Raw genomic sequence first — 16,759 nt, 5'->3', positions numbered from 1 at the left:
AACTGATTATTTATCTGCTAAACTTGCGTCTCAAATTTTTAATAACTGTATTTGACGTAAAACAAGGATATTTTTTATGAGTCTTGCCAATAAAGTGTTAGCCGTGAATAACGATCTCCCAATCCGTACTCATAAACCTGTACATAGTGGTAAAGTACGTTCCGTTTACTGGTTAACTGAAGCGGACAGCAAACGTCTAATTGAAGAAAAAGGTTACGATGTTCCTGCTGATGCACCACTAGCTATTATGGTAATTAGCGATCGAATTTCTGCATTCGATTGTATTTGGCATGGTGAAGGTGGCATGAATGGTGTGCCAGGAAAAGGCGCTGCACTTAATGCCATTTCCAATCATTGGTTCAAACTGTTTAAAGAACAAGGTTTAGCAGATAGCCATATTCTTGATATCCCACACCCATTTGTTTGGATCGTACAAAAAGCAAAACCTGTCATGATAGAAGCGATTGCTCGTCAATATATTACTGGATCTATGTGGCGCGCTTATGAAAAGGGTGAACGTGAATTTTGTGGGATCAATATCGCGGAAGGTTTATCGAATAATCAGAAATTACCTGAGCTACTTATCACTCCTTCTACCAAAGGTATTTTAGAAGGTATCCCGGGTGTCCAAGCAGTTGATGACGTAAATATTACACGTCAAAATATCGAAGATAATTTTGAAGCGTTTAACTTTACCAAACCATCAGATATTAATTTCTATGAGAAACTATTAAAAGATGCGTTTGCAGTCATTAGTACTGAACTTGAAAAGCTTGATCAGATATTTGTAGATACAAAATTTGAATTTGGTTACGTGAATGATAAAGCAGGTAATGAAAAGTTAATTTACATGGATGAGGTGGGTACACCAGACTCTTCTCGAATTTGGGATGGCGCTGCATTTAGGGACGGAAAGATTGTTGAAAATTCTAAAGAAGATTTCCGTCAACTTTTATTAAAGCACTTCCCTGATCCTGATATTTTATTAAATAAAGATCGCATGGCAGAACGCTTTGCGTTAGCAAAAAATAATGCATTGCCAGAAGATGTATTAATGAAAATTTCTGAAACCTATATTGGTATTGCAGAAAAAATAATTGGTAAAGAAATTGTACTTAGTGAAAACCCTAAAGCTGAAATAGTAACAATACTACGTGAACAGTATGGTTTGATTGATTAAGTTTTTTAACTGATTTTCTTCTCAAAACTTATCTACATAAAAGCAGAATTAATTTTCTGCTTTTTTCTACAAGCTTTAAATATTTAAGCATATTTTATATTTAATTTCGTTCTCAGTTTTGTAACTAAAATTCTTATTGATACATTTTTATAAAAATTTTTAACTTTAACTTACACTCAACAGCACTTGTTGCCTTACTAAGTTTTCATTTAATAGAAATGTAAGAAACACTTTTATAAAAAGGCCCCCTCTTATTAAGAAATAACTTTATTAAAAATTAATGAGTTAAAAATAAATTTCAAATTTAAAAAACAAAGGAAATATTTATGAACGGCTGGATGTTATTTTTAGTTATTGCATTTGTTCTAGGGATTATTGTTAGCAATATTCTTTTGTTAAAACACAGTGCAAAAATGAAATTACCAGATAGTGTTTTAAAATCTATTGAAGAAAAAAAGCAAGCTGAAGCATTAGCTAAAAAAAAACAAGAAACAAAAAAGCCAACGGATGATTAATCGGTTGGCTTTTATTTTTATTTTCAGATTAAGCGATTAAAACTCTTTGGTTTGTTTATCATTTTCTAACAAAGCACCACGAACATGTTCGGTAATACTGATATAAATTTCCGATACCTTTTGATCAGTTAAAGGTTTTTTATCTTCATCTAACCAAACAATTGATGTAGTTCCACCCGTCACTTCACCAAGCTGAACAAAATATTCACCATTATCCAGTTCAAAAGGTTGTAAATCATTTTCGTCCCAGTAACTGTCACTTGGTTTGCTGTAATTTAACAGAAAGTAACCGAGATTTTTATCTGCATCAACTAACTCAAAGTTAAGTAAGGTAAATAAAGCAGGTAATTTACGCCAAGTTTCAATAAATTCATCTTCAACAATCCAAGCACTTTGATGGTTATCATCAAAGCCCAGTTTTATTGTTAATGGCTGCGTATTAGCAGAAGCAAGTTGTTCAGATGCTTTTACGAAATAGGCATGTCTTAATAAATTATTTACAAAACGAAGTTCAATTTCCTGTTTCGTACTACCTACTAAATTAATCTTTAAGTCGGCGGACTCATTCTTTTCTGCATAAGTTAATGCATCAACAGTAACTGCAACGGTATGTCCATTTTGTTCTTTTTGTACCGTTAAGTTATAGCTAGACTTTTTTTCAACCGTGTTTTTATTAACAAAACTACCGTAGGTTGTCGTATCAACAAATATGCCGGTTTGAATATGCGTGTCATCTTTTTCAACCACTTCTACATTATTCTCTGATAAATAAGAGTTAATGAGAAACCAAACTTTGTTTTGCATATCTTCGTCTTGGTTAAACGAATTAAACAAAACTTTAATTTTATCATCTGGCGTCGACTCTAATAAAACACCATCAATGATCGCCATAAATTGTGTTGGAGGACGTATGTCAACATCTTCGCCGTGGAATCCAACGGCTATTTGGCCATCGGATAACGGGGGCAGGTCAAAATTATTACGCATCTCATCATTACTAAAATCACCTGTTTGGTACGGCGTAATTAACTCTGATTTTTGATAATCAAATGAGCCATTTGCTTGCATGCGCGTATCGAAACGTACACAAGCAGAAAGTGATAAAGCAACAATAATTGCGGTTGCACTGCGGTAATGTTTAAAATTTATATTCATGAAAATAGTTTTGCTTCTGTTAGGGCTTCGCGCACAATATTATGAAACTTTGGCGCTAAAATTGTCAATGGTAAACGGCAACCAGCAGTTGGAATTAAACCAAGTTCAGCACATGCCCATTTAACCGGGATTGGGTTAGACTCAACGAATAAGTTTTTATGAACAGGCATTAATTGTTGGTTTATTATTTGTGCTTCGTCACGATTTCCATCAAGTGCTAAGCGACACATTTTTGCCATTTCAGCAGGCGCAACATTATTAGTAACAGAAATAACGCCATCACCACCTTGTAGCATAAATTCACAACCAGTTTCATCATCGCCACTGAAGAGTAAGAAATCATCAGCTACTAATGCTTTAATTTCGGTAAGTCGATTAAGGTCACCTGTTGCTTCTTTGATACCGATGATATTTTTAATTTCGGCTAAGCGTGCAACGGTTTCAGGTAGCATATCCACAGCTGTACGACCTGGTACATTATATAATATTTGTGGTAAATCTGAAGATTCAGCGATCGCTTTAAAATGCTGATATAAACCTTCTTGCGTTGGCTTATTATAATATGGTGTCACATTAAGTCCTGCTGCAATGCCACTATTAGCAAATAATTTACTAAAAGTAATCGCTTCAGACGTCGAGTTTGCTCCATTACCGGCAATAACAGGGATTCTGCCCGCTGCATATTCAACCGTTTTTAATGCTACTTTGACGTGATCATCAACATTAAGTGTTGCAGACTCCCCCGTTGTGCCAACTGCAACAATAGCAGAAGTGCCAGACTTGATATGGAATTCAACTAACGCTTCAAGTGACTTAAAATCTATTTCGCCAGTTTTATCCATTGGAGTCACGAGTGCGACAATACTACCTGTTAACATATTAAAATCTCCTATTTATAATCACTTAATGTTACTTTTGCGCGCAACTAAAAACAAGCAATAAAGCACATAGATCGAGCCTGTAACGATAAAATTTACACATTGTTGCTTGCGTTCAACGAATAAGAAGATAATCTAGCCTCAATTGAACTATTTTTACTTTATTGAGGTTTGCATGTCAGTTAATAATCATGATGTTAGCGTTTCTACTTTCCCACAAATTATATTAGAAGGCTCTAAAGAGAAACCTGTGTTGGTTGTTTTTTGGTCACAACAGTGTCCCGTCTGTTGTGAGTTATTACCCCTACTAGATAAAATTCATGCCGAAGATGATCAAGCGTTTGTTATTGCTCGTATTAACTGTGATGTTGAACAGCAAATTGTAAACCACTTTGGTGTGCAAAGTGTCCCAAGTGTGTTTATGTTTATTGATGGGCAAGGTGCAGATGGTTTTGCTGGAGAGCAAACAGAAGAGTTTATTCGTACCTTCATTAAAAAGCATACACCGGATCAATCGCTGCTTTTATTACAACAAGGGCAAACACTTTTTGCTCAAGGCGAAATAGAAAATGCGAAAACAATTATCTTACAAGCATTACAAAGTTGTGCTGCCGATAATGTAAACTACAACGATATCAAACTTGCACTGGCGCAAATCTATTTAGCGTTGGGCGATTTTGAAAGAGCGACACCGATTTTAGAAAAGATTCCTATGGCAGCTCAAAACATGATCTACCATAGTTTGATGTCGCAATTGGAATTAGCGAAACAATCTTCTCAAACACCTGAGATTACAGCGTTAGAACAATCTCTTGAAAACACACCTAATGACTGTGTTGAGAAAACTCAGATTGAATATCAACTAGCCTTACAATATAACCAAGCAAACAGAAACAGTGAAGCATTAGCATTACTTTATAATATTCTACTTGCGGATATGAACTATGAAGAGGGTGAAGCTAAAAAAACATTACTTGATATTTTAGCAACGATTGATGATCCTAAATTAGTGAGTGAATATCGACGTAAATTGTATAGCTTACTGTATTAGTCGCTGTAATAAATCTTTCACACCTATCTCTGGGCTGCTTATTATAAGTGGCCTTTTTTGTATCATTAATTCACAAACACCTGCCATCGATGCTTGCGCTAAAACCACACAGTCGTAGTCGATTTGTTTACGCTTAATAACCTCAGCTATAGCTTGATAATACAGACTATATTGCGAATTTAAAAAGTATTGCCAACTATTTTCAATAACAAAATAGTCGATCCTATTTTTACTTTTTTGTATCAGTTGTGATTTGTTCATTAATCGTGTCGTAGCAGGTAAAGTACTTTTTAACGCTGCTAAGACTAATATCCGCGGCCCCTCATTAACGGCGATATTTGCCATTGCCCTATCAATACGTAGGGCATATTGGCCACTTTCTAATAGTGTACTTTCTGCAATACTGCCCAGTGTCGAACAACTACACACCACTAATTTACTGTGTTTATCTGCTTGCTGTAAGATATCAACCACGTGTTCGGTCACTCTTGTCGTGATACCATTTTGTATTGCATCGTCGAGTAGTTGTGGTTTAACAATATGTGCAACGGTTACAGATTCGTCATACTTGTTAAGTAACTCAGTAAAAGTATTCACATGCACTTGATCGGTATGTAAAAAAGTAATATCTACCTGCTTAACTTGCATCTAACCATTCTCTTTATTTAGATTAAAGTCATCCATTGATTTATAGCCAGGGAGTTGTCGTATACGTGACAACCAGGATAAAATACCTGGGTAAGAGGACAAATTAAACCCACCTTCAAAGGCAACATGTGTATAAGCATATAATGAGATATCAGCGATAGTGATTGAGGACCCCACTAAATAGTCTGATTGACTAAGTTGATCCTCCATCACACGCAACGCTTTATGGCCGCCAACTTGTAAATCTTGGTATTCCTGAGCACGAGATTCAGGTAGCCCCAGATAAAGATTAATGAAACGAGCAACAGCAATAAAAGGCTCATGACTATATTGCTCAAAAAATTGCCATTGTAATACTAAAGCGCGTTGCATCGGGTCAGTTGGTAAAAGTGCTGTATCGTCTGCTAAATAATTTAAAATAGCGTTAGATTCAGCTAAATATTGACCATTTTCTGTTTCTAATAAGGGAATTTTACCATTACTATTTTTAGCTAAAAAAGACGTTGCTTGTGTTTCAGCTTTTAAGATATCTACATGAACCCATTGATGTGATATTTCTAATAATGAGCATATCAATGCAACTTTATAACAATTACCTGACTTTATATCCGCATATACTTTCATCTCTAACTCCTTTAGAGGTAGCCTAACTATCTATTGATAAACGTTATTAACACTATTACATTCATTAGCATGGTACAACTAAACACCATTAAAAATGGCTTTTTTATCGATTTATGACGAATGAATTGTTGCGCAATTAATGCGCCACACCAACCACCAAAGAGTGATAAAAGATGTAAATGTAGCTCTTTAATGCGCCAATGTCCCTTTATAGCTGCCGACTTATCAAAGATATAAACAAATAAAGTGACCATATTGATAATAAGGTAGTAATAGCAGAGGTTGAGTGAAATTTGCTGATTGATGTGAAGTTGTGACAAAAACAATAGGGTAAAAATTATAAGAGAAATTCTGAGCATCTTTCACTCTGTAGTTAATTTTTTACTTAGAAGTGAATGCCTCTGTTAATTGTGTCTGAAAAAAATCAACAGAGTCAAAGCAATGACGTAACTATAACCTTAGTATTTATTATTGGTAATTATATAGACACCGTATTTTGTGGTGCATTCATTCCCTGTTGTATAAAGGTAGAAAATCGTTGGATACCTTGTTGAGCAAGATCAGGTAAACTATCAAAATCGATATTATCGAGTAAGTTTTTCACTTCCAAGCCAAGTTCGGTGTCGCCTTGAATTGATAAACGACGTTGGAAAAACAGGGTATCAGGATCTTCTTTACGTCCCGCAATTAGAATCAACTCATTCACATCACCCGAAAATGTAACATCAACTTGATCAGATTTTTCTGCAATCACCAACTTGTCATCAGCGAAACTTAAAAACCAAGTTAGTTTGAGATCAGTCACTTCTACTTTTAACCATTTATCTTCTAAAAATTCTAGATCACCATCTTCAATCGCTTCTTTAAACAATCGAGGTAAAAATTCAGATAATAATTTTTTCTGAATAAAAAACGGCATAAAGCTCGTTGGTAGTGCTAAAACATTTGGTGCTGTTTTAACCAGCTGATGATGAAAATTTTTCAATAATGGTTTAAACATAAGATTTCTCTGAAAAAAATAGAAGTATAAAGGCAATAGATTACTACAACCCTGCCCTATATCAATAAATGTTTTGCTGATCTTTTTACAATTATGATCTTTTATACGCATTGGAACAATTATGGAACTTCTTTGCCCTGCAGGTAGCTTACCTGCTTTAAAAACCGCAATCGATTGTGGTGCTGATGCCGTTTATATCGGCCTTAAGGATGATACCAATGCACGTCATTTTGCCGGATTAAATTTTAATGATAAAAAATTAGCAAAAGGCGCGCAATATGTACGAGATCATAACAAACATCTGCATGTTGCGATTAATACATTCGCTCATCCAGGTGGTGAAAAACGTTGGCAAAATGCGGTGGATAAGTGTGTCGATCTAGGCGCAAATGCAGCGATCATTGCTGATATTGCGACATTAGATTATGCAGCTAATAAATACCCTGAGTTGGAATTACACTTAAGTGTTCAAGCTTCTGCAACCAATACCGCTGCAATTGATTTCTACAAACAAAACTTCAACGTAAAACGTGTTGTTTTACCACGTGTTTTATCAATTCATCAGGTTAAGCAGTTAGCACGTAATACCGATATGCCACTTGAAGTTTTTGCTTTTGGTAGCTTGTGTATCATGGCCGAAGGAAGGTGTTACTTGTCATCTTATTTTACAGGTGAATCGCCAAATACTGTAGGCGCATGTTCTCCTGCCAAATTTGTACGTTATAGTGAAACCGACCAAGGTTTAGAGTCTCGCCTCAATGACATTCTGATTGACCGCTATAAAAAAGATGAAAAAGCGGGTTACCCGACCCTGTGTAAAGGTAAATTTAACGTTGATAACCATCTTTATCATGCCCTTGAAGAGCCAACCAGTTTGAACACACTGTCAATGGTGCCAGAACTGATGAAAGCTAATATTTGTTCTGTCAAAATTGAAGGTCGTCAACGAAGCCCTGCTTATGTAGAACAAATTACTAAGGTATGGCGTGCAGCTATCGATAGCTACAAAGCGAACCCAGAACAATACAATGTTAAAGACGAATGGAACGCGGTGTTAGCGAATGTCTCAGAAGGCAGTCAAACCACGTTAGGCGCTTATCATCGTGAATGGCAATAAACGCCACCAGTCATTTATAGGATGCAATATGAAATTATCATTAGGCCCACTTTTATACTATTGGCCAAAACAAAATGTGGAAGATTTTTATCAGCAAGCATTAAGCAGTGAAGCAGATGTTATCTATTTAGGCGAAACCGTTTGTAGCAAACGTCGCGAATTAAAAACCAGAGATTGGATTAACTTAGCCAAAGAATTAAACGGCCAAGGTAAAGAGATCGTCTTATCGAGTATGGCATTGCTTGAAGCGCCATCTGAGTTGAAGATCCTCAGACAACTTTGTGATAATGGCGAGTTAAGTGTGGAAGCCAACGATGTCGGCGCAATTCAACTACTAAGCGAACAAAAAGTGCCCTTCGTCTGTGGACCTGCAATAAACTGTTACAACGCATCGGTGTTAAAAATGTTCGTTAACAAGGGAATGCAACGCTGGGTGATGCCGGTTGAACTATCTCGAGACTGGTTAGCTAAAACTGTTTCAGATTGTGAAGATTTAGGTATTCGTTCTCAATTTGAAATAGAAGTATTTTCCCACGGATTTATGCCATTGGCCTATTCTGCACGCTGTTTTACTGCTCGATCTGAAAATAAAGCAAAAGATGACTGTGAATTATGCTGTATCAAATATCCTCAAGGGCGAGCAACCACCACACAAGAAGATCAACAGGTATTTGTATTGAATGGTATTCAAACACAATCGGGTTACTGTTATAACCTGATAAATGACCTACCCTCTATGCAAGGTTTGGTAGATATCGCTCGTATTAGTCCATCGTCTGAACAAGCATTTCCGATTTTAAGTCAGTATCGTAATGCACTAACAAAAGAGATAGCTGCGATTAAACTTGAAAGTAAAGAGTGTAATGGTTTCTGGCATCAAATTGCAGGGTTAGAAACACAATATAACTAAGCGTTACCTATCATAATTAAGAGGTGATTGAACATTAAGCGCCTCTTCATTAAATAACCATTTGCTATGAAATGCTATACCAAAATCCGTTTACTTGGATTGAGCATATGCTGCCTTATTTTTGTTAAAGCAGCATTTAATACAGGACCAGCAGCATGACTGCGAGAAGTGATACAATCGATCGTTGTTATCCAACCATTGGGTTCAAATTCAAGGTTTAACGAAACTAATTGTCCTGCATTGATATAATCATTCGCTAGTTGTTCAGGAATCATTGCCCAACCTACCCCTTGCTCAACCAAGCCTGCAATTGTTTTATGATTATTGGCGTACCAAACTTTGGTACTAATTGCATAACTAAACCATAACTGTTTACCTTCGGAAGAACGCATTGCAACTTGTCGATGACTGCGTAAATCAGACTCTTTAACACTTGCTAACAATGTTAATGGGTGTGTAGGTGATACCACGGTTGCAAATCGGTTGTGTCCGAGATTAAAAAAATCCATGGTATTTTGCATTTTTCCATCTGCATATATAATCCCGATTTGTGCTTTACCCTCACTGACCATTCGCTCAACATCAAATGTCGAAGTTGCGACGATTTCGATGATTGTGCTCGGAAACTCATCCGCTAACTGGCTGAGTGCAATTAATAATGAATTATCTATAAAACTTTCTTCGATTGCGAATACTAAGGAATGTTCGTGCTGTTTATCTAACGATTCAATTTTTTGTTCAAAATTGACTGTTTGATTTAAAATAGATTGTGCAAGGGGCAGTAACGCTATCCCTTCAACCGTTAAGGTGGGTTTATTGAGGCTACGATCAAATAATTCTTGGTTGATACTAATTTCCAAATTAGCAATAGATTGACTTACTCCAGATTGTGCACGTTTAAGTTTACGCGCCGCAGCAGAGAAAGAGCCTGTTTCACATACCGCTACAAATATTTTTAGCTGCTCTAAACTGTACATTGTTACTCCGAATCAAAATTGACTAGCACGAGTATAACTCAACACCATAAAGTCATCACATATAGTGATAGCATTGACGCTTTTTTATCAATCTCAAAACATAATAATCTGTGCACAAATTATTAACTGTTCGTTAAGCTACTCGTTCCTGTTGTTAAAAATTACTGACAGAAAGTGTGTACTGCTTACCAATAAAAAAGAGCGCATTATATGCACTCTTTTTACTCTATAAGTTTCTAAGTCGAACAGTTATTTAATGTTAATTAATTTTTAGTTTGATCTAACCCTTGCTGCCAAAACGCAACTTCCATACGGGTTGCCGTCTTGAATATTTGACACAAACGTTGTCCACGTTGACTACTAAGCTCAATATCTTCCAGTAATGTATCTAAATTTTTAATACTTTTTTCAACGCCTAGCTGAAACTCTTCTCCGGCGTACATATTAATCCAGTTAGCATAAGGGTTATTTACGAATTTAGTCGACTTAGCTGCTGACAACTGTGCACCAATGACGGCATACCCAATTGAACAAGGCGCTAATGCTGCATACAAATCAATAACATCTCCAGACATACCGGTGTCTAAAACAAATCGAGTATAAGCAACAGTACCTACAGCTTCAGGCTCAGCCTCCATCTCAATTTCAGAAATCCCCCACTCACCACAATAGTTAACATGATGCGCAATTTCTGATTCTAATAAAGCTTGCACGCTAGGCAGCGCCATGCGCATTTCAGCTAAACTACGCGCTTTATATATCGCCAACGCATAGGCACGAGTATATTGCTTCAAAAATAAAAAATCTTGTTTCAGATAATGTAAAAACGACGAATGCGCTAACTCGCCAAGTGCTAATTGTTGAACAAAACTATGCTCTGTATAGTCATTCCAATCATGTTGACATGCTTGAATTAAATCTTGATGATTCATATTTTTCTCTAAACAAATAATGTTATAAAACAGGAACGAAATCTTTCGCTTTAGGTTGTGTTTTAATGATCTTGTGCTCGAACATAAATGCAGAAAAACGATCGTAACGCTGTAAATCAACCGCAGCAGGACGCAATGCAAAACGTGTTAGTGTGTCACGCCAAGCGCGTTTGTTTAATTCGTTGTTTAATGTATCGGGCTTGTAAGCAACAAAAGTGTCCCAAGATGCCTGTGGGTGGTTAACAATAAATTGTGTCGCTTTTTCGATAGCACGATTAAATTTCTTTAATGTATCAGCATCGTATGTATTGGCGTTAGCGACAAAAACCAATTCATCATACGAGGGTACGCCGTGCTCTTCTGGGAAGAACGATTTTGCTTTATACCCCTCTAATGCTAATTGATTCGTTTCAAAATTACGTAACCCACCCCATATCGCATCCACTTTACCCGAGGCTAATGATGATGATAACGCCCAACCTATATTGATAATTTTCACCTCAGAAAAATCAACGCCAACACTGTTTAACATCGTACCGACGGTTGCTTCTTCGTTACCTGCAATGGCGATACCAATGGTTTTACCTTTCAAATCAGCCAAGCTATCAATTTTACCATCGTCCAACACCATTAAGGTATTAAGTGGTGTCGCAATCAACGTTGCTGAGCGAATCAATGGCAAACCAGCTGCGACATCGATGGTTAAGCTTGTTTGGTATGAAATAGCTAAATCAACATTATTAGCAGCAACCAATTTTGCTGGCATGCTTGGGTCTGCAGGCTCTTGAATCTTGATGTTTAACCCCTGCTCTTTGAAATATCCTTTTTGTTCAGCAATTATAATTGGCCCATGATTCGGGTTTACAAACCAATCAAGCATTAATGTCATCGCTTTATCTTGTGCACTAGCCATCAGCGAGTAACTCGATATCAGTAGCGCTATTGCACCTTTGATGAATCTGTTTTTCATTTTTAAATCCTTTTGTAATTTAGGGTTAGTTTTATGGTTTATTAGTCGTGTTGCCACGGTATAAGTTTGTTGATTAACAGATCTGCTAAAAAATATAGGCTGACTGATAATGCGGCGAGAATAAATAATGCTGCAAACATTTCATCAATCATCATGCGTGCATTTGCTTGTAACATTAAATAACCAAGTCCTTCGGAAGAGCCCACCCATTCCCCGACGACTGCACCAATCGGCGCAACAACAACTGCGACACGAATACCAGACGCAAGTGCGGGCAATGCAGCAGGTAAGCGCACATGTTTTAACAGTTGCCATTTTGATGCACCCATGGTTTTCGCTAAGTCGAGATAACCACTCGGTGTATTACGTAATCCGTCGTAGCAACATGTCGTCACAGGAAAGAAAATAATTAGCGCCGCCATGACTACTTTCGAAGCGATGCCATAACCTAACCAAAGCATTAAAATAGGTGCAATCGCAAAAACGGGGATTGCTTGACTAGCAATTAAAATGGGTAAAAGCCATCGTCTTAATGGGTCAAACAACAGCATTTGCAACGCAAATAATAAGCCCATTGAAAGCCCTAACACTAAACCTAGAATGATCTCTTGAGCAGTTATCCATGAGTGATAAAAAAGGATATCGTAGCGTTCAAGTAGCTTATTAAATACCGCAGCTGGACTGGGTAGAATGAAACTTGGTAATGCAAAGAAGAGTACAATTGACTGCCATAAAACAATTAGCGTTACTGCGCTTATAAATATTCGTAAAAGCGATTTCATACTTTGAGGGATGGCCTTAGGAATAAAGTTAATTTGCTTAGATAAAGTTTTATTTTCAGAGATTAATTTAGACATAATCAACCTCTAAGCTATCTATGATTTGTTGCTGAAGCTTTGCAAGCTGCGCATCAAACACGCGTGGAATAGCTGTATTGGGTAAGGTCAGTGAAATAGCACCTGCGGGAGAGCCCTGCATGATATATAGCGCATCGCTGAGTCTGAGTGCTTCTTGTGGATCATGGGTTATCAGTAATACTGTTTTATCAGCCAATACCTGTGCGGCGAGTCCCTGTAAACGATGACGAGTGACCGCATCTAATGCAGAAAAAGGCTCATCCATTAATACAACGGGTTTATCTTGCATGAGTGTTCTAGCCAGTGCTACACGTTGACGCATTCCTCCCGATAGTTGCGCTGGCATAGTTAGCGCTTGTCCACCTAACCCCACTAAGTCGATCAACTGAAATGCGCGTTTATTATCTGTATCTGATAAGCGGCGATCAGAAAATTTAAACGCAAAACAAACATTATCAATCACATTTAACCAGGGCATCAATAGGTCTTGCTGGGCCATGTAAGCGATATTGTCCTGCAACGTTTCTATACCATGCAATGTTATATCACCAGACCACAACACATTTTCGTTTAATAACCCGGCTAAATAACGTAATAGTGAAGTTTTACCACAGCCGCTTTTACCCAATATCGCCGTCCATTTCCCTAATGGCATACGCAGATTAAAGTGTTCAATAATAGCTTGGTTGCTGTCTTGGTATTGTAGCGAGGCATTGCAAATGGAGATGCCGACTTTTTGCTTTGGCATCCTTAATTTTCTCTATTTAATGAGAAAAAGTGATTAACGGGACCGTGTCCTTGTCCAATAGTCATCACATCAGCATAATTAAGTGCTTGGGTAATATAGTGTTTAGCTAATCTTACTGCGTCAGTTAATTGATGACCCTGTGCTAAATAGGAAGCGATCGCCGACGATAAACTACAGCCCGTGCCATGCGTATTACGGGTTTTAATGCGCGGTGTTGATAAACGTTGCACATCATCCGATAAAATCAGTAAGTCTGTGCTGTTGATATCCTCCTTTAAAAATCCACCTTTAAGTAATACTGACTTTGCACCGAGCAAGCGTAACTGATCAACAATAGTCATCATTTGCGCTTCATTTTGGGGTATTGCTACATTAAGTAATGCAGCAGCTTCCGGAAGGTTTGGCGTGATCACATCAGCAAGGGGAAATAATTGAGACTTAAGACTTTCAATAGCAGAAGCTTGTAATAGTAGATCTCCATTACGCGTCACCATGACAGGATCAACCACGATAGATTGTGGTGAATATTGTCTGATTTTTTTAGCCACTGAATTGATAATATCGACATCACTCAACATACCGATTTTCACTGCGACAATATTTAAATCAGAAAAAACAGCATCCAGCTGTTGCTCAACAAACTCACTACTAATGGGATAAATACCGCTCACACCTTGAGTGTTTTGTGCGGTTAGTGCAGTGATGACAGAGCATGCATATCCGCCAGTTGCAGAAATCGCTTTAATATCGGCTTGGATACCTGCGCCACCGCCGCTGTCGGAGCCTGCAATAGTTAACACGATTGGGGTTACAGAAGATAAGGTTTTAGCAATGTTTAACGAAGTCATACTCTTTTCCTAACCAACGATCAGGAAAAATAGCCGACAGAGTATGAAACCATGTACGCGGATTTATGAATAGTTACCTCATAAAGCGTATCTCAAGCGGACCATTAGTTCCCTACGTCAGTATTAACTGAATCAGGTTCAACGGGTTCGCTATTGCGATCTCAACCTACTGGTTCCCCGACTAATTTCGACATAATAGCATTGATGCATCATGAAAGAATATTAAATAGTATGAATTTGAAAAATAAGGCAAATATAAAATATGTTCTTATCCACAAAGTGAATCTTATGTACAAATTTTATGTTAATTAAAATACCACTAGACGACTGGTCTATTAGCTTGTATTGTATGCTGATGAAAACAGAACAAAACTCAACAAGACAACACATCATAAGCACCGGTTACCAGCTCTTCTCTGCGCAGGGCTTTACCCGTGTAGGCTTAGCTGAAATATTAAAAACCGCTGATGTACCCAAGGGTTCTTTTTACCATTACTTCAAATCAAAAGAACTTTTTGGTGAAGCGATTATTGAAGATTATTTTGACAGCTATCTTAAACGATTAGCGACCCTTTTCGCTTTTGATCCAACCCAAACTGCACTTGAGCAACTAATGAGTTATTGGCAACTATGGCTTAGCGATACCAATAATGGTTGTGATCAAAACAGATGCCTAGTCGTAAAATTAAGTGCAGAGGTGGCCGATCTTTCTGATGCGATGCGCCTTGCACTGCGAAATGGCTCTGAGCAGGTCATTAAACATATAGAAGCATGTATCAAAGCGGGTATTAAAGATAATTCTATCTATCAACAAAACCCAACTGAAACTGCGAATACACTCTATAGCATGTGGTTAGGCGCGAGTTTATTAAGTAAATTACATCGTGATCAAACAATTTTACAACAGACGCTAATTCAAACTAGACGTCTCTTATCAACTGCTACAATTATTGAACATTAATAAATAGCTGATACCAATTACAGTAAATAGCTGATCTATTTTACTGGTTAAAATAACTTACTTCTGCGTTGTAAGTTTCGCAAAGGGAACAACCATTTGCGTCAACTTACGCCTTGAATTAAGCTATTTTTCCTGCGCAAAATTTAGATCACATAATTAATGTAATCGGTATAATATCCCGGCATAGGCGTAATAAACCTACGACATAGCATGCTGGGGTTTTTATTGGACATTTTACTAGTCGACCGGTCTATTTAAGCATTGCATTGCTTAATAGATTAATTATAGGAATTAATATGACGCAAGTATCTACTATAAACCGCCAAATCGTTTTAGCTTCAAGACCAACTGGTGCACCGATAGCCGCTAATTTTTCATTAAATAAAGTTGAGCGCCCTATTCCACAACAAGATGAAGTGCTATTACGTACGGTGTACATGTCACTTGACCCATATATGCGTGGTCGAATGAGTGATGCTGAATCCTATGCAGATCCTGTTGCTATCAATGCTGTTATGGTAGCTGGATCAGTATGTATTGTTGAGCAATCAAATAATGACGATTACCAAGTCGGTGATTGGGTTGTGGCCTTTGGTGGATGGCAAGATTTTGTTATTTCTAATGGTGTAGGTTTGATAAAACTAAGCGATCAACTGCCTAATAAATCTTACGCATTAGGTGTATTAGGCATGCCTGGATTAACCGCTTATATGGGGCTACTTGATATTGGTCAGCCAAAAGCAGGTGAAACATTAGTCGTTGCTGCAGCGAGTGGCGCTGTAGGCAGTTTAGTTGGGCAAATTGGCAAAATTAAAGGCTGTAAAGTCATTGGTATTGCTGGTGGAGCAGAAAAATGTCAGTACGTTGTTGATGAGTTAGGCTTTGATGCTTGCATCGATCATAAAGCAGCAGATTTTGCACAACAGTTAGCAAACGTTTGTGATAACGGCATTGATGTCTACTTTGAAAATGTCGGTGGCGCTGTTTTTGACGCCGTATTACCTTTGCTTAACACCTGTGCACGTATCCCTTTATGTGGCTTAATTTCACAATATAACGCAACCGAGTTACCTGAAGGACCCGACAGATTGTCACTATTAATGGGTAAATTATTAGTTAAGCGGATCCGTATGCAAGGGTTTATCGTATTTGATGATTACGGACATCGCTATAATGAATTTATGACTCAAATGAGTGAATGGCTATTGAGTGGTCAGATTAAATATAAAGAGCACCGCATCGAAGGGTTAGAAAAGGCACCAGAGGCGTTTATCGGTTTATTAAAAGGTGAGAATTTCGGTAAATTGGTAGTACGTGTCGGTGAAGAAAACAGTAAATAACCCAAACAACTTAAACAAACAACAAACATTAATTAAATCGATTACAGG

At 37.4% G+C, this 16,759-nt stretch carries 19 protein-coding genes and 1 riboswitch; of the genes, 7 read left to right on the top strand and 12 right to left on the bottom strand.

Features of this window, described 5'->3' with window-relative positions; genetic code table 11:
- Window positions 1–76 precede the first annotated feature (76 nt).
- On the top strand, window positions 77–1,180 hold the full coding sequence (locus QQK09_RS17475; RefSeq protein ID WP_284205463.1) for a phosphoribosylaminoimidazolesuccinocarboxamide synthase: 1,104 nt from the start codon (window positions 77–79) through the stop codon (window positions 1,178–1,180).
- A gap of 326 nt (window positions 1,181–1,506) precedes the next feature.
- Window positions 1,507–1,695, top strand: a complete 189-nt coding sequence (locus QQK09_RS17470) for a DUF2897 family protein (protein ID WP_284205462.1) — start codon at window positions 1,507–1,509, stop codon at window positions 1,693–1,695.
- A 36-nt stretch (window positions 1,696–1,731) separates the two neighbouring features.
- Here QQK09_RS17470 and bamC read toward each other — a convergent pair whose 3' ends face one another.
- Together bamC and dapA are read right to left on the bottom strand one after the other, a co-directional pair.
- Window positions 1,732–2,850: an NlpB/DapX family lipoprotein gene (gene bamC, locus QQK09_RS17465; protein ID WP_284205461.1), complete on the bottom strand. Its 1,119-nt coding sequence runs from the start codon at window positions 2,848–2,850 to the stop codon at window positions 1,732–1,734.
- On the bottom strand, window positions 2,847–3,728 hold the full coding sequence (gene dapA / locus QQK09_RS17460; protein ID WP_284205460.1) for a 4-hydroxy-tetrahydrodipicolinate synthase: 882 nt from the start codon (window positions 3,726–3,728) through the stop codon (window positions 2,847–2,849). The genes bamC and dapA overlap by 4 nt, the downstream gene beginning before the upstream one ends.
- Before the next feature lie 175 nt (window positions 3,729–3,903).
- Here dapA and QQK09_RS17455 point away from each other — a divergent pair, with 175 nt between their 5' ends.
- Entirely contained in the window at window positions 3,904–4,779 is an 876-nt protein-coding gene (locus tag QQK09_RS17455; RefSeq protein WP_284205459.1) for a tetratricopeptide repeat protein, read from the top strand.
- Here the strand turns inward: QQK09_RS17455 and QQK09_RS17450 are convergent.
- From QQK09_RS17450 to ubiT, 4 genes are all read right to left on the bottom strand, one after another.
- Window positions 4,768–5,427, bottom strand: a complete 660-nt coding sequence (locus QQK09_RS17450) for a hypothetical protein (protein WP_284205458.1) — start codon at window positions 5,425–5,427, stop codon at window positions 4,768–4,770. The genes QQK09_RS17455 and QQK09_RS17450 overlap by 12 nt on opposite strands.
- Window positions 5,428–6,051, bottom strand: coding sequence for a glutathione S-transferase family protein (locus QQK09_RS17445; protein ID WP_284205457.1), 624 nt, complete (start codon window positions 6,049–6,051; stop codon window positions 5,428–5,430). It lies immediately after the preceding gene.
- A 26-nt stretch (window positions 6,052–6,077) separates the two neighbouring features.
- On the bottom strand, window positions 6,078–6,305 hold the full coding sequence (locus tag QQK09_RS19420) for a DUF1294 domain-containing protein (protein ID WP_431312609.1): 228 nt from the start codon (window positions 6,303–6,305) through the stop codon (window positions 6,078–6,080).
- A gap of 224 nt (window positions 6,306–6,529) precedes the next feature.
- Window positions 6,530–7,051, bottom strand: a complete 522-nt coding sequence (gene ubiT / locus QQK09_RS17440) for a ubiquinone anaerobic biosynthesis accessory factor UbiT (RefSeq protein ID WP_284205456.1) — start codon at window positions 7,049–7,051, stop codon at window positions 6,530–6,532.
- Between the two features lie 121 nt (window positions 7,052–7,172).
- Here ubiT and ubiU point away from each other — a divergent pair, with 121 nt between their 5' ends.
- Complete coding sequence (gene ubiU / locus QQK09_RS17435) at window positions 7,173–8,168, top strand: ubiquinone anaerobic biosynthesis protein UbiU (protein ID WP_284205455.1); 996 nt, start codon at window positions 7,173–7,175, stop codon at window positions 8,166–8,168.
- A gap of 28 nt (window positions 8,169–8,196) precedes the next feature.
- Window positions 8,197–9,078: a U32 family peptidase gene (locus QQK09_RS17430; protein ID WP_284205454.1), complete on the top strand. Its 882-nt coding sequence runs from the start codon at window positions 8,197–8,199 to the stop codon at window positions 9,076–9,078.
- A 74-nt stretch (window positions 9,079–9,152) separates the two neighbouring features.
- On the opposite strand, the gene QQK09_RS17425 is transcribed toward QQK09_RS17430, so the two are convergent.
- From QQK09_RS17425 to thiD, 6 genes are all read right to left on the bottom strand, one after another.
- A complete protein-coding gene (locus QQK09_RS17425; protein ID WP_284205453.1) occupies window positions 9,153–10,055 on the bottom strand; it encodes a LysR family transcriptional regulator in 903 nt (300 codons plus the stop codon).
- A gap of 263 nt (window positions 10,056–10,318) precedes the next feature.
- Window positions 10,319–10,987: a thiaminase II gene (gene tenA / locus QQK09_RS17420; RefSeq protein WP_284205452.1), complete on the bottom strand. Its 669-nt coding sequence runs from the start codon at window positions 10,985–10,987 to the stop codon at window positions 10,319–10,321.
- Between the two features lie 22 nt (window positions 10,988–11,009).
- Window positions 11,010–11,957: an ABC transporter substrate-binding protein gene (locus QQK09_RS17415; RefSeq protein WP_284205451.1), complete on the bottom strand. Its 948-nt coding sequence runs from the start codon at window positions 11,955–11,957 to the stop codon at window positions 11,010–11,012.
- 41 nt (window positions 11,958–11,998) lie between these two features.
- Window positions 11,999–12,739: an ABC transporter permease gene (locus QQK09_RS17410; RefSeq protein ID WP_284205529.1), complete on the bottom strand. Its 741-nt coding sequence runs from the start codon at window positions 12,737–12,739 to the stop codon at window positions 11,999–12,001.
- 67 nt (window positions 12,740–12,806) lie between these two features.
- Window positions 12,807–13,562, bottom strand: coding sequence for an ABC transporter ATP-binding protein (locus QQK09_RS17405; protein ID WP_284205450.1), 756 nt, complete (start codon window positions 13,560–13,562; stop codon window positions 12,807–12,809).
- Window positions 13,563–13,564: 2 nt separating this feature from the next.
- Entirely contained in the window at window positions 13,565–14,410 is an 846-nt protein-coding gene (gene thiD / locus QQK09_RS17400; RefSeq protein WP_284205449.1) for a bifunctional hydroxymethylpyrimidine kinase/phosphomethylpyrimidine kinase, read from the bottom strand.
- 92 nt (window positions 14,411–14,502) lie between these two features.
- Window positions 14,503–14,600, bottom strand: a riboswitch (TPP riboswitch).
- 165 nt (window positions 14,601–14,765) lie between these two features.
- Here thiD and QQK09_RS17395 point away from each other — a divergent pair.
- Complete coding sequence (locus tag QQK09_RS17395) at window positions 14,766–15,371, top strand: TetR/AcrR family transcriptional regulator (protein WP_431312608.1); 606 nt, start codon at window positions 14,766–14,768, stop codon at window positions 15,369–15,371.
- Window positions 15,372–15,667: 296 nt separating this feature from the next.
- Window positions 15,668–16,711, top strand: a complete 1,044-nt coding sequence (locus QQK09_RS17390; RefSeq protein WP_284205447.1) for an NADP-dependent oxidoreductase — start codon at window positions 15,668–15,670, stop codon at window positions 16,709–16,711.
- The last annotated feature ends 48 nt before the right edge of the window (window positions 16,712–16,759 follow it).

It is taken from the genome of Psychromonas marina (assembly GCF_030161115.1).
Taxonomy (GTDB): Bacteria; Pseudomonadota; Gammaproteobacteria; order Enterobacterales; family Psychromonadaceae; genus Psychromonas; species Psychromonas marina.
The sequence above is the reverse complement of the archived record's forward strand: the minus strand, read 5'-3'. Positions and strand labels throughout refer to the sequence as shown.

What these genes read in the sequence shown, in the direction of transcription:
- ubiU (WP_284205455.1), top strand. Translation starts at nt 7,173, where the DNA reads ATGGAACTTCTTTGCCCTGCAGGTAGCTTACCTGCTTTAAAAACCGCA.
- QQK09_RS17450 (WP_284205458.1), bottom strand. Translation starts at nt 5,427, where the DNA reads ATGCAAGTTAAGCAGGTAGATATTACTTTTTTACATACCGATCAAGTG.
- tenA (WP_284205452.1), bottom strand. Translation starts at nt 10,987, where the DNA reads ATGAATCATCAAGATTTAATTCAAGCATGTCAACATGATTGGAATGAC.
- QQK09_RS17395 (WP_431312608.1), top strand. Translation starts at nt 14,766, where the DNA reads ATGAAAACAGAACAAAACTCAACAAGACAACACATCATAAGCACCGGT.
- QQK09_RS17390 (WP_284205447.1), top strand. Translation starts at nt 15,668, where the DNA reads ATGACGCAAGTATCTACTATAAACCGCCAAATCGTTTTAGCTTCAAGA.
- bamC (WP_284205461.1), bottom strand. Translation starts at nt 2,850, where the DNA reads ATGAATATAAATTTTAAACATTACCGCAGTGCAACCGCAATTATTGTT.
- QQK09_RS17425 (WP_284205453.1), bottom strand. Translation starts at nt 10,055, where the DNA reads ATGTACAGTTTAGAGCAGCTAAAAATATTTGTAGCGGTATGTGAAACA.
- QQK09_RS17475 (WP_284205463.1), top strand. Translation starts at nt 77, where the DNA reads ATGAGTCTTGCCAATAAAGTGTTAGCCGTGAATAACGATCTCCCAATC.
- QQK09_RS17445 (WP_284205457.1), bottom strand. Translation starts at nt 6,051, where the DNA reads ATGAAAGTATATGCGGATATAAAGTCAGGTAATTGTTATAAAGTTGCA.
- QQK09_RS17430 (WP_284205454.1), top strand. Translation starts at nt 8,197, where the DNA reads ATGAAATTATCATTAGGCCCACTTTTATACTATTGGCCAAAACAAAAT.
- QQK09_RS17405 (WP_284205450.1), bottom strand. Translation starts at nt 13,562, where the DNA reads ATGCCAAAGCAAAAAGTCGGCATCTCCATTTGCAATGCCTCGCTACAA.
- QQK09_RS17410 (WP_284205529.1), bottom strand. Translation starts at nt 12,739, where the DNA reads ATGAAATCGCTTTTACGAATATTTATAAGCGCAGTAACGCTAATTGTT.
- thiD (WP_284205449.1), bottom strand. Translation starts at nt 14,410, where the DNA reads ATGACTTCGTTAAACATTGCTAAAACCTTATCTTCTGTAACCCCAATC.
- QQK09_RS17415 (WP_284205451.1), bottom strand. Translation starts at nt 11,957, where the DNA reads ATGAAAAACAGATTCATCAAAGGTGCAATAGCGCTACTGATATCGAGT.
- dapA (WP_284205460.1), bottom strand. Translation starts at nt 3,728, where the DNA reads ATGTTAACAGGTAGTATTGTCGCACTCGTGACTCCAATGGATAAAACT.
- QQK09_RS17455 (WP_284205459.1), top strand. Translation starts at nt 3,904, where the DNA reads ATGTCAGTTAATAATCATGATGTTAGCGTTTCTACTTTCCCACAAATT.
- QQK09_RS19420 (WP_431312609.1), bottom strand. Translation starts at nt 6,305, where the DNA reads ATGGTCACTTTATTTGTTTATATCTTTGATAAGTCGGCAGCTATAAAG.
- QQK09_RS17470 (WP_284205462.1), top strand. Translation starts at nt 1,507, where the DNA reads ATGAACGGCTGGATGTTATTTTTAGTTATTGCATTTGTTCTAGGGATT.
- ubiT (WP_284205456.1), bottom strand. Translation starts at nt 7,051, where the DNA reads ATGTTTAAACCATTATTGAAAAATTTTCATCATCAGCTGGTTAAAACA.